We start from the raw sequence: 14,758 nt of genomic DNA on the forward strand, positions 1-14,758 counted from the left end.
ACGCGGCCGCGGACCCGTCAGCGCGGGAACGCCGTCGCGCCCACCTTCTCGTACGCGGCCCACGCGTCGACCGGCCCGCGCCCCGCGACCGCGAAGTCGCCGATCGCCCGCGCCTTGTAGATCGCCGGGTTGTGGCTCGCGACGACGCGGGCGTTCCGCCAGTGCCGGTCGAGCGCGCGTTCGCGGAACGTGGCCGACGCTCCCCCGACCTCGAACAGCAGGCTCGCGGCGGCGGGCGCCTGGTCGACCGCGTGCACCTGCGCCTGGTAGACGGCGTTCTCGGCGGCGTCGAGCGTCGGCTTGTCGAGGGCGTCGCCTGGCTCCGCGGTCGCGACCGCGTCGTCCAGGCGGGCCGCGGCCGCGAGGGTCGTGGCGCGCACGGCGAAGGCGGCCGTGGAGATCCGGCCGACGACGTCGAGCACCTGCGGGTCGTCCTGGGGCAGTGCGGCGTTCGCGTGGATGTAGGTGCGCGTGCGGCTCCGCACGTACGCGACCGCGTCGTGCTCCACCTCCTGCGCGATCCCTGCCAGCACCGCCACGAGGTGGAGCTGGTAGAAGGCCTGGATGTGCGAGAGCGGCGCCTCGCGGTAAGCGGTGACGGTCGCCGGATCCACCTCCACGCCCGCGAAGGTCGTGGTGCCGCTCGCGGTGAGGGTCTGGCCGAAGGCGTCCCAGTCGTCGACCGCGGTGACGCCCGGAGCGTCGGTGGGGATCGCGAGGGTCACGCGCTCGACGCCGTCGGCGGCCTCCCGACCGGCGGCGAGGTAGATCCAGTCGGAGTAGAGCGTGCCCGTGGAGTAGTACTTGGTGCCGTCGAGGATCCAGCGCCCGTCGCGCTCGGTGAGCGTCGTGGAGATGTCGGCGAGCGTGTTGCCGGTCTGCTCGCTCGTGGCGTTGCCGACGATGGCGCCGGACGCGATGCGGCGGATCCACTCCTCGCGCGCGGGCCCGGGAGGCCGGCGCAGCACGAGCTCGACGTAGCCGAAGTGGCCGCGGAGGAGGTGCCCGACGTTCGCGTCGGCGGCCGACAGCTCGATCACGAGCTCGGCGAGCTGGGCGATCGTCGCGCCGCTCCCGCCGTCCGCGACCGGCAGCCGCAGGGCCCCAAAGCGCGCCTCGCGGAGGAGCGCGACGGCGTCGTGCGCGAGCTCCCGGTCGCGCTCTCGGGCGACGGCGCCCGCGCGGATCCGGTCGAACAGCGGCAGGAACTCGGCCCGCAGGTCGGCGGTGGAGGTCCCCGTCGCGGCCGCCGTCACCGTCACCGTCACGAGAACGCGCCCCGGTACGCCGCCGCCGGGTGCGACTCCGGCAGCCGGTCGCGCCCGGTCAGCTTGTGCCGCAGCGTCCCCGGCTCGTACTCCCGCTGCTGCAGGCCGCGCTCCTGCAGCACGGGCGTGACGTGGTCGACGAAGTCCTCGTAGCTGCCGGGCAGGGTCCAGTTGATGACGTTGATCCCGTCGACGCCCGCCTCCTGCCAGCCCGCGAGCACGTCCGCGATCTGCTCGGGCGTGCCCACGACGCGGCCGCGCAGCTTCGCGGAGAGCCGGGCGAGGTCGGCGATGGTCGGCTCGCGGTCGGGTGACGCCTCGCGCAGCCAGTTCAGGTGGCTCTGCCCGGCCTGCGTCTCCACCTGCGAGAGCGGCGTCGCCGGATCCAGCTGCTCGCCCGTCTTCGGGTCGAAGCCGAGGTTGGAGTGCAGGAGGAACCCGTCGGCGGAGAGGTACTCGTCGATCTCGGCCTCGTTGCGCTTGGCCTCCTCCTCCGTGCTGCCGGTGATGAAGGAGAGCCCGAGCCAGAAGGAGAGGTCGTCCGCCCGCCGGCCCGCGTCCACGGCGAGCGCCCGGGTGTCATCGATGAGGGCGCGGGTCTTCTCGGGCGTCGACGACAGGATGAACTGCGCCTCCGCGTTCCGGGCGGCGAACCGACGGCCGACGGGCGAGGATCCGGCCTGGAACAGCACGGGCGTGCGCTGCGGCGACGGCGATGACAGGTGCGGGCCCGCGACCTTGTAGCGCGGCCCCTCGTGGTCGATGCGGTGGATGCGCGACGCGTCCGAGAACACCCCGCGCGCCTTGTCGCGCTGGAGCGCGTCGTCGTCCCACGAGCCCTCCCACAGCTTGTAGACCACCTCGAGGTACTCGTCGGCCCAGGCGTAGCGGGCGTCGTGGTCCTCGAGGCCGTCGTGCCCGAAGTTGCGGGCGGCGCCGTCGAGCGCGCTCGTCACCACGTTCCAGGCGATGCGGCCCTTCGTGATGTGGTCGAGCGTCGACACCTTCCGCGCGAAGTCGAACGGGTGCGCCTGCAGCACGGAGCTCGTGAACGCGAAGCCGAGGTGCTCGGTGCTCACGGCGAGCGCGGAGATCAGCACGGAGGGGTCGTTGCTCGGGAACTGGAGGCCCTCGCGCGCGTTCACGTCATAGGCGCCGTCGCCCGGACCGTAGAGGCCGACGACATCGGCGAAGAACATGGCGTCGAACCGGCCGCGCTCCAGCGTCCTCGCGAGATCCACCCACAGCTCGACGTCGTCGAACTCGTGCTGGCGGGCGTCCGGGTGTCGCCACAGGCCGTGCTGGATGTGGCTGGCGGTGTTCATCACGAAGGCGGCGAAACGGAGCGGGGGCCGGGCGTCGGGCATGGGGATCCTCTCGTCGGACCTCCAGCGTCGCACGGGTGAGGAGATGCGGATGTGGACGGGCGTAGCCGGCCGTCACACGCGCGCTGTGCAGCGCGCACGCAGGAGCGCACGGCCAGCCGCTACCGTCGGCGCACACGGACGCGGACCTCGATCAGGTGCCGGTCCGCGATCCACTCCTCTCCCTCCCCGGCGCCGACGCACGTCCGCGCCGCCCCTCTCCGGAAGGTCCCGCATGCCCCGTCGCCCCACGATCACGCACCGTTCCACCATCGCCGCCGCTGCCGCCGTCTGCCTCGGCGCCGCCCTGCTCGGCTCGGCGGCCCCCGCGTCCGCCGCCGACGCGGACGCGCCCGCGTCCGCTCCCGCCTCGTTCGTCCCCGTCGCCGCGCCCGCCGCTCCGGCCTCCGACGAGGTCTCCTACTGGACGCCCGAGCGTCGCGCGGCCGCGACGGAGGACGACGGCCCGGGCGACGCGACGGCCGCGTCCGGATCCGAGGTCGCGACCTCCGACGCGGCCCGCACCGTGGACCACGCCGAGCAGATCGAGCCCGTGTCGCACATCGGCCGCATCTACTACGTGCAGGAGGGCTACGGCCACTGGTGCTCGGCGAACGTCGTCGCCTCCGCGAACGGATCGACCATCGCCACGGCGGGGCACTGCGTGACCATGGACCAGACCTTCTCGAGCCAGATGGTCTTCTACCCCGCCTACGAGTCGGGCGGCTCGCCCTACGGCGGGTGGCCCGTCGTGGGCGGCAACGTCACGTCCGGCTGGTACGAGGGCAACAACGCCGACCAGGCGGAGGACACCGCGTTCATGGCCGTCGCCCGCGACGGCGAAGGGGCGACCGTCCAGAGCGTCGTCGGCGCCTCCCCCGTGCTCTTCGACCAGCCGGCGACGCAGGTCTTCTCCGCCTTCGGCTACCCCGCGGTCGGGCGCTTCGACGGCGAGCACCTCGACCGCTGCACCGGCTCGGGCACGGCGCAGGGCACCGCGCAGATCCTCATCGCGTGCGACATGACGGGCGGCGTCTCGGGCGGCCCGATCCTCGCCGGCGACGGCAGCGGCGGCGCGCAGTTCGCGAACGTGGCCGAACGCGACGACACGGGCACCCACAACCTCGGCCCGCTCTGGCAGGCATCCGCGCACTCCGCGTACGACCTCACGGCGGCCATCGCGACCTGATCCACGCAGCGTCCCCCGGGTCGCATCCGCGGACCCGCCCGTTCCATCCTCCTGAAGGAATCGCCCATGATCAGATCACCGCACCCGTCCCGCCATCCGCTCCGGATCGCCGTCGCGGGGGCACTCCTCACCGGTGGCGTCCTCGTGTCGCTGGCCGCCGCCCCGGCTGATGCGGCACCGGCGCACCCGTCGGCGGACGCGTCGGGCGTCAGCGCACCGACCGTCGTCTCCGTGCCGTCCGCGCAGGCGGCCGCTGCGCTGGCGTACTGGACGCCGGCGCGCAAGGCCGCCGCGAACGCCGCATCGGACGGCACCGTCCCCGGCTCCGCTCCGGAGGCCGCGTCGGCCGCCGCCGCGCCCATCTCGGTCGCCGAGCACGTGGCCCCCGTCCCGCACATCGGCCGCTTCTTCTACGACCGCGACGGGCACAGCTACGCCTGCAGCGCGAACGTCGTCCAGTCGGGGAACCGCTCCACCGTCGCGACGGCGGCGCACTGCCTGACCGGCGGCGGCGCCTTCTCGACGAACGCCGTGTTCACCCCCGACTACGACGACGGGACCTCGCCGTACGGCGACTGGCCCATGGAGACCGGCGTGATCGCGGGCGGCTACTTCGCCGACAACGGCGACATAGCGGATGACTCCGCGTTCCTGGTGGTCGCGCACGACGCCGCGGGACGTGACATCCAGAGCGTGGTGGGCGGCTCACCCGTGCTCTTCGACCAGCCGCTCGTGCAGCCGGGGACCGTGTACGGCTACCCCGCGCAGGGCCGCTTCGACGGCCTCACCCTGCAGCGGTGCCGGGGTGCCTTCCACGCCTTCAGCACGCAGCAGATCGTGCTCGACTGCGACATGCGCGAGGGCGTCTCCGGCGGTCCGATCTTCGAGGGCGACGACGCGAGCGGTCCGCAGTACGCGGACGAGAACGCGCGGGTCACCGCGGAGCCGAAGGTGCTGGGCCCGATCTGGCTGGCCGACGAGCACGCGGCCTACGACACCGCGGCGGCGTACACGGGCTGAGCCGCGGCAGCCGGCGGCTGCCGATCGGATGAGGGGCCGCGGTCACGGTGCGTTACGCGCCGTGACCGCGGCCCTTCCCCGGTCGGGGGAACACGGGCACGGTAGGCGTCACCCGAGCGGATCCCCGCTCGCGACCGCTCCCCTGCACCGCAGCCGCACCGCTGGAGACCCCATGACCACCGCCCCGCCCACCGCATCCGCCGCCCCGCGCGCCCCGCTGCCCGACGGACCCGCGTCGGACTCCGACGCCGAGGCCCCCGCGGACGTCGCGCGCCGCCGTCGCCGCGTGCTCACCGCATCGTTCATCGGCACCACCGTCGAGTACTACGACTTCTACCTCTACGCCACGGCATCCGCGCTCGTGTTCGGCAGCCAGTTCTTCCCGAACCAGACACCCGCGCTGGGCCTGCTCGCATCGTTCGCCACGTACGGCGTCGGCTTCCTCGCGCGGCCCATCGGCGGGATCGTCGCCGGGCACCTCGGCGACCGCATCGGCCGCAAGCGCATGCTCGTCTACTCGCTCGTGCTGATGGGGATCGCGTCGACCCTCATCGGCGCGCTCCCGACGTACGCGACCATCGGCATCGCGAGCGTCGTCGGCCTGGTGCTCCTGCGGCTCGTGCAGGGCATCGCGGCGGGCGCCGAGTGGGGCGGATCCGCGCTGCTGTCGGTCGAGCACGCCCCCGCCCACCGCCGCGGACTGTTCGGCGCGTTCACGCAGATGGGATCCGCGGGCGGCATGCTGCTCGCCACCGGCGTCTTCGCGGCCACGCGCTTCGGCCTCGGCGAGGAGCAGTTCCTCGCCTGGGGCTGGCGCCTGCCGTTCCTCCTCAGCGCCGTGCTCGTCGCGGTCGGCCTCGTGATCCGCCTCCGCGTGGAGGACGCCGCCGAGTTCCGCGACATCAAGGCCGCCGGGGAGGTCGAGCGCTTCCCGCTCGGAGTCGTGCTGCGGAAGCACCCGCGCGCTGTGCTCATCACCGCCGGCCTCCGCCTCGTGCAGCCCGCGCTCTACTCGATACTCACCGTCTACACGCTCTCCTACCTCGCCCAGAAGCGCGGCGACTCGGGCGTCGCGCTCACGTCGGTGCTCATCGTCTCGGCGCTCAGCGTGCTCACCACTCCCCTGTGGGGCTGGATCTCCGACCGCGTCGGCCGTCGCCGCCTCACCATCGGGAGCGCCGCCGGCATCGGGATCCTCATCTGGCCGTTCTTCGCGTTCCTCGACTCCGGCCCGCTGCTGCTCCTGCCCCTCGTCTTCGCGCTCGGCATGAACGTGTTCCACGACTCGATCTACGGACCGCAGGCCGCCTGGTTCGCCGAGCAGTTCCCCACGGGCGTCCGCTACAGCGGCGTCTCGCTCGGCTACCAGGTCGGCAGCATCTTCTCCGTCGGCCTCACGCCGCTGCTCGCCGTGCTGTTCCTGCAGTGGGGCGGCGGATCCCCGTGGATCCTCTGCGCGTACATCGGGCTGTACGCGGTGCTCACCATCGCGGCGGCGCTCGCGGCGAAGGACCCGGCGCGGGACGCGGTCGCGGCCCGGCGATCGGAGGCGGAGGCGGCGTCGTCGTCGGACGCGGACGGGGCCGTGCACCCGGCGGTGGCCGTGGCGGGATCCGCTCCGGCGGGCGGCAGGGAGCGCGAGCGCGCGACGACCCGCTAGGGCCATGCGACGCGAGGCGGTGGCCGGGAGGGATCCCGGCCACCGCCTCGTCGTGCGTCGCGTCGCGACGGTGCGCCGGTCAGAGGTCGACGGGCGTCCCGTCCGCCGCGCGCACGCGCAGCGCGTAGCCGTCGCGCGGACCGGCCTCGAGGTCCGCGAGGGATCCCGCCGGCAGGTCGAGCGCGGCGCGCGCGGCCTCCGTGGGCGCCGGATCCACGGCGGTCTGCGTGAAGGCGAGCAGCTCGACGGCCGGGCCGATCGTGGTGCCCGGGTTCGGCGTGGATCCCCAGTCGATGAGGAACGGCACGTCGGGCCGGGCGCCGCGCGGGTGCGTGAGCCGCCACTCGAGGAGCGCGCCGCCGGGTGTGCGGCGGGACAGGTCGGCGACCGGGCCCGGGTCCTCGCCGGCGTCGCGCGCCCGAGCCGCGACCTCCGCGATGCCGGCCGGGTGGACCGCGTACGTGACGACGCGCGGGCGGGTCAGCTCGGCGATGCCGAAGCGCGTCGGCACGGCGCGGTCGACGCGCGCCGGATCCGGCCCGATGAGCTCGAGGTACCGCGGGCCGCGCACGCCGTCGACCGTGAACGCGACGAGCGCGTTCGCCGTGCCGGTGGGGTGGACGCCACCGGGCTCGGCCTCGACGCCCGTGCGACCGGCGAACCACGCGACGAGCGCCGCGAGGTCCGGCCCCGCGATGACGACGTGGTCGAGGAGCGTCGGGACGGCGGACCCGCCGACCCCGGTCACGCGCCCGCTCCGCGCCGGGAGGCGGGCACCTCGGGTTCGCCGAGGGACAGCATCAGCCGGTTCGCCCAGTTGAAGAACGCGGCGCCGTTGATCACGTCGACCACGGCCGCGTCGTCGAGGCCGGCCGCGCGGAGACGGGCGACGTCGGCGGATCCGAACGCGAGCGGCGTCGCGGCGAGGGCCACCGAGGCGGCGACCACGGCGTCCCACCGCTCGTCGGCGAGCGGCGCGCCCGTGCCCTGGTCGAGGAGGCGCTGCACGTCGTCGCCGCGGCCGGAGAAGCGCGTGGCGGCGGCCGCGTGCACGGACGCGCAGAAGACGCAGCCGTTGGCGCGGGAGGTCGCGGCCGCGGCGAGCTCGCGCTCGGCCCGGCCGATCCCGCCGTCCGGGTTGTGGAAGATGTCGAGGTCGGTGAGCGTGCGGGCCTCGAGCGCGGCGGGATCCCGGGCCAGCAGCCGGAAGTACGGCATGCGCGCGCGGGCGGGCTCCACGAGGGCGGCGCGCTGCACGTCGTCGAGGTCGGCCTCGTCGACGGGCGCGAGCCACGGCACCCAGCCGAGGCCCTCCTGCGTGAAGGCGTCGGGCCGCCCGAGGTCGACGGGGTCGGTGACGGGATCGGCGGCGGTCATCGGGCGGCTCCTGCCGGGTCGGGGGTGGATGCGGTGCGGGCGGGATCCGCGGGCGCGGCGACGGGCTCCGCGGCCAGGACGGCCAGCCCCCACGCGACCCGCAGCTGGAACGCGAGGAACGCGATCAGCTGCGAGAGGCTCACGATCTCGTCGGGCGTCCACCCGGCGGCGCCGAGCGCGCGCAGGGCGTCCGGGCTCGACTCGCGCGGCCGGATCACCAGCAGGTGCGCGTGGGCGAGGGCGGCGGCGAGGCGGGGGCCGACGGCGTCGCGCGTGGCGGCGTCCGGGGTCCACGGATCCGTCGCGACGCTCTCGGCGGCGAGGCCCGGCTCGCGGTACGCGCCGGTCGGTCCCGCGGTGGCGCCGTCGCGCGCGGCCCGGTCGACGACCGGCGCGAGCGACGCGTCGGCGTCGCCGAGGAGGTCGGCGTAGAAGGCGGCGGCGCGGTCGGATCCGTGCAGCCGCGCCACGAAGGCCGCGACCGCGTACCGCTCGGCGTACGAGAACGCGCCCGGATCCGCGGGCTCGAGCAGCGCCTCGAAGCTGCGCTGGGCGTTCGCGCGGGCGTCGGGACGGAGGTCGCGGATCCGGCTCAGGGGGTGGTCGGGGGCGAGGCCGGCCAGGAGGTCGACGACGTCGGCGGGGTGGGTCATGCGGCTCCTCCAGCGGGGTTCGGGGTGGATGCGGGCAGGTGGGCGGCGCGCAGCGCGTCGGCCGCGGCGGCCCCGGTCGCGAGCCCGAGGCGGGGCGCGACCTCCGCGCCCAGCAGCTCGAGGCTCCGCAGCGTGAGCGCGTGCGTGGCGGGGATGGAGTGCACCTGGAACGAGACGTCGGTCGCGGCGTCGAGGGTGCGGTCGGCGGCGAGGCCGTCGGCGACCTGGTCGACCGTGCCGAGGTGCGTGTCGGTCACGCGCAGCACGGCGTCGAGGTCGAGCGCGTCCGCCGCGTCGCCCACGATCGTCCGGGCGAAGCGCCGGAGGGCGGGCTCGGCGAGGGCGCGGGCCGCGGCGACCTCGCCGGGATCCACCACGAGCGCCGTCCGCGACGCGAGCACCCGCTCGGGAGCGCCGGCCGGCAGCGCCTCCCGGTACGCGTCGATGATGGGAAGCTGCAGCTCGTGCAGCGGCGCGTCGGGCGCGGTGTCGGGGCGCGGCTGGGTGCGGGAGAGCATGAGGCCGTCGCCGCGGGATCCGATGCGCGCGCCGCCCTGGACGGAGAACGTGCCTTGCCAGATGCGCGCCGCGAGCCCGTCGGCGGGCGGGTAGATGCGCGACCCCGTGCCGCGCACCCCGCGGCCCTCGAGCGCGTCGAGCAGCACCTGCAGGTGGTCCTGGAACAGCGCGTGGCGGTCGCCGGAGTCGTGCCCGAACGCCGGGAACGACGCGGGCGTGCCGCCGGACGCGACCCCGAGCTGCACGCGCCCGCCGCTGAGGAGGTCGAGCACGGAGGCGTCCTCGGCGGCGCGCAGCGGATCCTCGAGCGGCAGCGTGAGCACGGCCGTGCCCAGCCCGATGCGGGTGGTGCGGGCCGCGGCCGCCGCGAGGAACACGAACGGCGACGGCAGCCCGCCGCCCTCCTCGCCGAAGTGGTGCTGCGCGAGCCACACGGCCGCGAAGCCGTGCCGTTCGGCGTGCTGGATCTGCTCCAGGGCCGCCTCGTAGCGCTCCGCGGGCGTGCCGGCGTCGAGCACGCGGCCGAAGAAGCCGAGCCGGGCGCCGGTCATGCGCGCGCCCCCTCGTCCGCGGGGGCCGGGCGGGCGGTGCCGGGGATCGCCCGGATCAGCTCCTGCGTGTACTCGTGCTGCGGGTCGTGGAACACGTCGTCCACCCGTCCTCCCTCGACCTGCCGGCCGCGCCGCAGCACGGAGACCGTGTCGGCGATCTGCCGCACGACCGCGAGGTCGTGCGAGATGAACACGTACGTGAGCCCGAGCTCGGACTGCAGGCGCGCGAGCAGCCGCAGCACCTGCGCCTGCACGGTCACGTCGAGCGCCGAGACGGCCTCGTCGAGCACCACCAGCTCGGGCCGGAGGATGAGCGCGCGGGCGATGGCGACGCGCTGCCGCTGTCCGCCGGAGAGCTCGCGCGGGTGCCGGTCGGCGGTCTCGGGCGGGAGGTCGACGAGCCGCAGGTGCTCGGCGACGGCCTCCCGGCGCGACGCGGCGTCGCCGCCGTCGCGCAAGTTGAGCAGCGGCTCGCGGACGATCTGCGCGACGGTCTGCCGCGGATCCAGCGACCCGAACGGGTTCTGGTGCACGAGCTGCACGGTGCGCCGCGACTCCCGCAGCGCCCGACCGCGGAGAGCCGTGACGTCGACGCCGCCGATGCGGACGGTGCCGGCGGTCGGCCGGTCGAAGCCCGCGATGGCGCGCCCGGTGGTGGTCTTGCCGGAGCCCGACTCCCCCACGATCGCGTGCGTCGTGCCGCGCGGCACCGCGAAGGAGACGCCGTCGACGGCCACGAGCGGCGCGGATCCGCGGCGGCGGAACACGCGCCGGAGCCCCGCGACCTCCACGAGCGGCGGCGCGTCCCGTTCGACGACCGCGGGCCGTCGTTCCACGACCTGGCGGAACGACGGCGCGTCCGCGAGGAGCGCCCGCGTGTACGGCGTGGCGGGCGCGGCGAGCACGCGGGCGGCGGGTCCCTGCTCCTGCACGCGGCCGCGCTGCAGCACGACCACGTCGTCGGCGCGCTCGGCCGCGACCGCGAGGTCGTGCGTGATCATCAGCACGCCCACCCCGGTCTCCGCGCGGAGGCGGTCGAGCAGGTCGAGCACGCGCCGCTGCACGGTCACGTCGAGGGCGCTGGTGGGCTCGTCGGCGATGATCAGCTCGGGCTCCAGCGCGATCGCCGCGGCGATGAGCACGCGCTGGCGCATGCCGCCGGAGAGCTCGTGCGGGTACTGCCGGGCGCGGGTCTCGGGGTCGTCGATGCCGACGCGCTCGAGGAGGTCGAGCACGCGGGCGCGGTTCCGCCGGCGGTCGCGGGAGCCGTGGATGCGCAAGCCCTCGGCGACGCTCTGCCCGATGGTGCCGACGGGGTCGAGCGAGCTGCCCGGATCCTGCGGCACGAGCCCGATGCGGCGCCCGCGGATGCCGCGGAGCCGGGACTCCCCGATGCCCACGAGCTCCGTGCCGCGGAGCGCGACGGCGCCGCCCGCGATGGTCCCGTTCTGCGCGAGCAGGCCGACGACGGCCTGCGCGATGGACGACTTGCCGGATCCGGACTCGCCCACGAGCGCGGTCACGCGACCCGCGGCGACCTCGAAGGAGACGCCGTCGACGGCCGTGCGCGTGCCCGCCGCCGTGCGGTAGTCGACCCGGAGGTCGCGCACGGCGAGGAGCGGGGACGTGGGATCGGTCATGCGAGCTGCCCTCCTCGGATGGACTGGCTGATGCGGTTGGTGGCGAGCACGACGGCGACCACCACAGCGCCCGGCAGCACGGTGAGCCACCACGCGGTGGCCACGTAGTCGCGGCCCTCGGCGACGAGGAGGCCCCACTCGGGCGTGGGCGGCGGGGCGCCGTAGCCGAGGAAGCCGAGGGTGGAGATCTGCAGGATCGCGGACCCGAACTGGAGCGCCGCGAGCGCGATCACGGGCGTGAGGGAGTTGGGCAGCACGTGCCGGCGGAGCACCTGCGCGAGCGTGCCGCCGGATCCGTACGCCGCCTCCACGTACTCGCTCACGCGCACCCGCACGACCTCCGCGCGGGAGAGCCGGGCGAACACGGCGATCGAGGTGACGCCCACCGCGATCGCGGCGTTCGTGGTGCCGAAGCCCAGCAGGATCACGATGCTGAGGGAGAGCAGCAGCCCGGGGATCGCGAGCAGCACGTCGACGAGCCGCATGAGGACGTCGTCGACGATGCCGCCGACCGCCCCCGCGACGACGCCGAGCAGCGTCCCGACCACGAGGCCGACGAGCACCGCGACGACCGCGCCCACCACGGACTGCGACGCCCCGAACACGACGCGCGTGTAGAGGTCGCGGCCGGTGGAGTCGGTGCCGAACCAGTGCGCGGCGCTCGGCGCCTGCAGGGACGGCGCGACGGACGCGGTCGGGCTGCCGGAGGCGAAGAGGCCGGGGACGAGCGCCCACAGCAGCATCACGAGCACGACGAGCACGGGGACGACGAGCCCCCACGCGAGGCGGGCCCGGCTGGTGGGACGCGCGCGGGGCGCGTCGAGGGTGGCGAGCGTGGTGGCGCTCATCGCGCACCTCCTCTGCGCAGTCGCGCGTCGAGGACCGGATAGAGGAGGTCGACCACGAGGTTGATGACGACATAGGCGACGGTGGAGAGCACGACGACGGCGAGCAGCACCGGGCTGTCGCGGCTGGCGACGGCCTGCACGGTCAGCTGGCCGACGCCCGCGCGGCCGAACACGGCCTCGGTGACGACGGCCCCGCCGACGAGCTCGCCGAACAGGAGCCCGGCCATGGTGAGCGTCGGCAGAAGCGCGTTCCGGCCGACCCCGTGGAGGAGCAGCCAGGGCGTGCCGGCGCCGCGGGAGCGCACCACCTGCACGAACGGCATCGCGGAGACGTCGTCGATGCTGCGGATGAGCACCTGCGCGAGCGGCGCCGCGATCGGCACCGCGATGGTGAGCACCGGGAGGATCAGCGCCTCGCCGGGGCTCGCGCCGATCAGCGGCACGAGCCCCAGGCGGAACGACAGCACCTGGATGAGGATGATCCCGACCCAGAAGACGGGCAGCGAGACGAGCAGCGGCGGCAGGTCGCGGAAGACGCGGCGGATCCAGCGGGCGCCGCCGTAGGTCGCGAGGAACGCGATCGGCACGGCCAGCACCACGGCGACCAGGAGGCCGAGCACCGCGAGCACGAGCGTCGACGGGATCGCCGTGGCGAGCAGCGTCGACACGGCCGCGCCGCTCTGCACCGAGTACCCGAGCTGCCCCTGCGCGAACGCGGCGGCGGACTCGCCGAGCCGCACGATCAGCGGCCGATCGGCCCCGTACGACTCGCGGATCGCGGCGAGCTGGTCCGGCGAGAGGCCGAGCTCGGGGCTGCCGTAGCGGGCGAGCACCGCGTCGCCGGGGAGCGCCGCGAGCAGCACGTAGGCGACGACGTAGGCGAGCACGAGCACGACGACGGCCTGGCCGGCACGGCGGAGGACGTAGCTCATCGCGCTCCCCCTCGCCGTGCCGCCCGCCGCGCCGTCGCGCGCGACGGCCGGCGCATCAGCGGTCCAGCCAGACGCCCGCGAAGGTCGGTCGGCCGACCGACTCGGTGGCGAAGCCCTGCACGTCGCCGCGGAGGCCGTAGACCTGCGGCTCCTCGAACAGCGGCAGCACGTAGGCCTGGTCGGCGATGTGCTGCTGCGCCGCGGCGGACGCGGCCTGGCGCCCCTCCGTGGTGGGGGCCGACGCGATGGCCGTGAGGAGCGCGTCGAGCTCCGGGTCGGCGATGCTGCCGTCGGACGGGTCGCGGTTGAGGAGCACGTTCCGGTTGGTCGAGAAGTACTGCGACTTGAGCACGTCGTAGTCGGCGCGGCCGACCATCGAGTGGTAGACCTCGAGCGCGTCCGGGTCCTGCGAGGCCTTGGTCTGCGCGGCCTGGTCTCCCGAGAACAGCTCGACCTTCACGCCGAGCTCCGCGAGCTGCGACTGGATGAGGGTCACGACCTCCTTGGAGCGCGGCTGCGGGAGCGCCTCGTTGAAGACGAGCTCCAGGTCCTGCCCGTCCTTCTGGCGCACGCCGCCGGATCCGAGGGTCCAGCCGGCCTCGTCGAGGAGGGCGGCGGCCTTGTCGGCGTCGTGCTCGTAGGAGGCGGAGGTGTCGACGTAGCCGAGCGCGCTCTTCGCGAGCACGCCCGTCGCGAGCGGGTAGCTGTCGCTGAAGAGGGTGTCGAGGATCGCCTGGCGGTCGACGCCCGCGATGATCGCCTGCCGCACCCGCACGTCCTCGAGCTGCGGGGTGCGGAAGCGGAGGTTGAGGCCGTTGTCGACTCCGTTGGTCGCCGCGGCGACGAGCTGCAGGTCGCCGGTGCGGAACTGCGCCTCGTCGGGCGCCTCGATCTGCCGGGCGACGTCGGCCTGCCCGGAGACGACGGTGCCGACGCGCACGCTGTCCTCGGCGGCGACGATGAGGTCGACCCCGTCGACGAGCGCGCGGCCCTGGCGCTCGGCCTCGGGCGGCGCCCAGTCGTAGTCCTCGCGGGCTGTGAGGGAGATCTGCGTGCCGACGGCCTCGTCGCCGACCACGAAGGGGCCGCTGCCGATGACCGTCTTCGCCTGGCCGGGCCCGAAGCCGTCGTCCGCCTTCGCGAGCGTGGAGTCGGAGACGAGCCCCGAGTTGATGGTCGAGGTGGCCTGCGCGAAGCCCGGCGCCGGTGCCGTGAAGTGAAACTTCACCGTGTCCGCGTCGACGACCTCGCCGCGGTCGTAGTTGTTGATCGCCTCGCTGACGGTGAGCGCGCGGTCGACGTCGCCCTTGCCGTAGAGGTCGAAGTTCGCGACGACGTTCTCCGCGGTGAGCGGCGTGCCGTCGGAGTAGGTGACGTCGGTGCGGATGTCGAAGGTGTACTCGGTCGCGTCGGCATTGACCTCGGGCAGCGCCGCCGCGATCCACGGCTCGAGCTCGAGCGTCTCCGGGTCCTGCCAGAGCAGCCGGTCCGTGATGTTGTTGACGACGGCGCCGTTCGGGTAGAAGCCGGCGGCCGGCGGGTAGAGCGTCGTCCAGGTCTGCGGCTCGAGGTAGGTGAGCGTGCCGCCGGCCTTCGGTTCGCCGCTCGCGCCCTGTTCCCCTCCGCCGCCCGCCGAGCACCCGGCCATCAGACCGGTCGCCGCGACGAGGGCGGTGAGGGCGATGACGGGGCGGGGAGGACGAGGCATGGTTCTGCTCCTGCGTGTGCTGTGCGTGG

Annotated in this window: 13 protein-coding genes; 3 read left to right on the forward strand and 10 right to left on the reverse strand. The window is 74.8% G+C overall.

Annotated elements, in window-relative coordinates:
- Positions 1-17: 17 nt before the first annotated feature.
- Complete coding sequence (locus FGD68_RS12195; protein ID WP_237609496.1) at positions 18-1,268, reverse strand: acyl-CoA dehydrogenase family protein; 1,251 nt, start codon at positions 1,266-1,268, stop codon at positions 18-20.
- The gene (locus tag FGD68_RS12200; RefSeq protein WP_119372750.1) at positions 1,265-2,635 is read right to left on the reverse strand and encodes an LLM class flavin-dependent oxidoreductase; all 1,371 of its coding nucleotides are present in this window, start codon (positions 2,633-2,635) and stop codon (positions 1,265-1,267) included. Before FGD68_RS12200 ends, FGD68_RS12195 begins: the two co-directional genes overlap by 4 nt.
- 232 nt (positions 2,636-2,867) lie before the next feature.
- Here FGD68_RS12200 and FGD68_RS12205 point away from each other — a divergent pair, with 232 nt between their 5' ends.
- The 3 genes from FGD68_RS12205 to FGD68_RS12215 all read left to right on the forward strand — a co-directional run bounded on the left by FGD68_RS12205 (position 2,868) and on the right by FGD68_RS12215 (position 6,501).
- On the forward strand, positions 2,868-3,821 hold the full coding sequence (locus tag FGD68_RS12205) for a trypsin-like serine peptidase (RefSeq protein WP_119372751.1): 954 nt from the start codon (positions 2,868-2,870) through the stop codon (positions 3,819-3,821).
- A gap of 66 nt (positions 3,822-3,887) precedes the next feature.
- Positions 3,888-4,841: a trypsin-like serine peptidase gene (locus FGD68_RS12210; protein ID WP_237609497.1), complete on the forward strand. Its 954-nt coding sequence runs from the start codon at positions 3,888-3,890 to the stop codon at positions 4,839-4,841.
- Positions 4,842-5,013: 172 nt separating this feature from the next.
- A complete protein-coding gene (locus tag FGD68_RS12215) occupies positions 5,014-6,501 on the forward strand; it encodes an MFS transporter (RefSeq protein WP_237609498.1) in 1,488 nt (495 codons plus the stop codon).
- Positions 6,502-6,580: 79 nt separating this feature from the next.
- On the opposite strand, the gene FGD68_RS12220 is transcribed toward FGD68_RS12215, so the two are convergent.
- The 8 genes from FGD68_RS12220 to FGD68_RS12255 are packed head-to-tail and all read right to left on the reverse strand — an operon-like array spanning position 6,581 to position 14,729.
- On the reverse strand, positions 6,581-7,249 hold the full coding sequence (locus tag FGD68_RS12220) for a VOC family protein (RefSeq protein WP_104237084.1): 669 nt from the start codon (positions 7,247-7,249) through the stop codon (positions 6,581-6,583).
- Positions 7,246-7,878 carry an alkylhydroperoxidase domain protein gene (locus FGD68_RS12225; protein WP_119373883.1) on the reverse strand — a complete coding sequence of 211 codons (633 nt, stop codon included), beginning with the start codon at positions 7,876-7,878 and terminating at the stop codon, positions 7,246-7,248. Before FGD68_RS12225 ends, FGD68_RS12220 begins: the two co-directional genes overlap by 4 nt.
- Positions 7,875-8,531 (reverse strand): CMD domain protein, encoded by a 657-nt coding sequence (locus tag FGD68_RS12230; RefSeq protein WP_237609499.1) that lies wholly within the window; start codon positions 8,529-8,531, stop codon positions 7,875-7,877. Before FGD68_RS12230 ends, FGD68_RS12225 begins: the two co-directional genes overlap by 4 nt.
- Entirely contained in the window at positions 8,528-9,601 is a 1,074-nt protein-coding gene (locus tag FGD68_RS12235) for a putative FMN-dependent luciferase-like monooxygenase (protein WP_237609500.1), read from the reverse strand. The genes FGD68_RS12230 and FGD68_RS12235 overlap by 4 nt, the downstream gene beginning before the upstream one ends.
- Positions 9,598-11,241, reverse strand: a complete 1,644-nt coding sequence (locus FGD68_RS12240; RefSeq protein ID WP_237609501.1) for a dipeptide ABC transporter ATP-binding protein — start codon at positions 11,239-11,241, stop codon at positions 9,598-9,600. Before FGD68_RS12240 ends, FGD68_RS12235 begins: the two co-directional genes overlap by 4 nt.
- Positions 11,238-12,089: an ABC transporter permease gene (locus FGD68_RS12245; protein WP_220452716.1), complete on the reverse strand. Its 852-nt coding sequence runs from the start codon at positions 12,087-12,089 to the stop codon at positions 11,238-11,240. Before FGD68_RS12245 ends, FGD68_RS12240 begins: the two co-directional genes overlap by 4 nt.
- Complete coding sequence (locus FGD68_RS12250; protein WP_119373347.1) at positions 12,086-13,021, reverse strand: ABC transporter permease; 936 nt, start codon at positions 13,019-13,021, stop codon at positions 12,086-12,088. Before FGD68_RS12250 ends, FGD68_RS12245 begins: the two co-directional genes overlap by 4 nt.
- A 55-nt stretch (positions 13,022-13,076) precedes the next feature.
- Positions 13,077-14,729: a TIGR04028 family ABC transporter substrate-binding protein gene (locus FGD68_RS12255; RefSeq protein WP_119373348.1), complete on the reverse strand. Its 1,653-nt coding sequence runs from the start codon at positions 14,727-14,729 to the stop codon at positions 13,077-13,079.
- Between the last annotated feature and the right edge of the window lie 29 nt (positions 14,730-14,758).

It is taken from the genome of Clavibacter californiensis (genome assembly GCF_021952865.1).
Taxonomy (GTDB): Bacteria; Actinomycetota; Actinomycetes; order Actinomycetales; family Microbacteriaceae; genus Clavibacter; species Clavibacter californiensis.

Coding starts and splice junctions, on each gene's coding strand:
- FGD68_RS12205 (WP_119372751.1), top strand. CDS start 2,868: ATGCCCCGTCGCCCCACGATCACGCACCGTTCCACCATCGCCGCCGCT.
- FGD68_RS12230 (WP_237609499.1), bottom strand. CDS start 8,531: ATGACCCACCCCGCCGACGTCGTCGACCTCCTGGCCGGCCTCGCCCCC.
- FGD68_RS12210 (WP_237609497.1), top strand. CDS start 3,888: ATGATCAGATCACCGCACCCGTCCCGCCATCCGCTCCGGATCGCCGTC.
- FGD68_RS12255 (WP_119373348.1), bottom strand. CDS start 14,729: ATGCCTCGTCCTCCCCGCCCCGTCATCGCCCTCACCGCCCTCGTCGCG.
- FGD68_RS12200 (WP_119372750.1), bottom strand. CDS start 2,635: ATGCCCGACGCCCGGCCCCCGCTCCGTTTCGCCGCCTTCGTGATGAAC.
- FGD68_RS12215 (WP_237609498.1), top strand. CDS start 5,014: ATGACCACCGCCCCGCCCACCGCATCCGCCGCCCCGCGCGCCCCGCTG.
- FGD68_RS12240 (WP_237609501.1), bottom strand. CDS start 11,241: ATGACCGATCCCACGTCCCCGCTCCTCGCCGTGCGCGACCTCCGGGTC.
- FGD68_RS12225 (WP_119373883.1), bottom strand. CDS start 7,878: ATGACCGCCGCCGATCCCGTCACCGACCCCGTCGACCTCGGGCGGCCC.
- FGD68_RS12250 (WP_119373347.1), bottom strand. CDS start 13,021: ATGAGCTACGTCCTCCGCCGTGCCGGCCAGGCCGTCGTCGTGCTCGTG.
- FGD68_RS12235 (WP_237609500.1), bottom strand. CDS start 9,601: ATGACCGGCGCCCGGCTCGGCTTCTTCGGCCGCGTGCTCGACGCCGGC.
- FGD68_RS12245 (WP_220452716.1), bottom strand. CDS start 12,089: ATGAGCGCCACCACGCTCGCCACCCTCGACGCGCCCCGCGCGCGTCCC.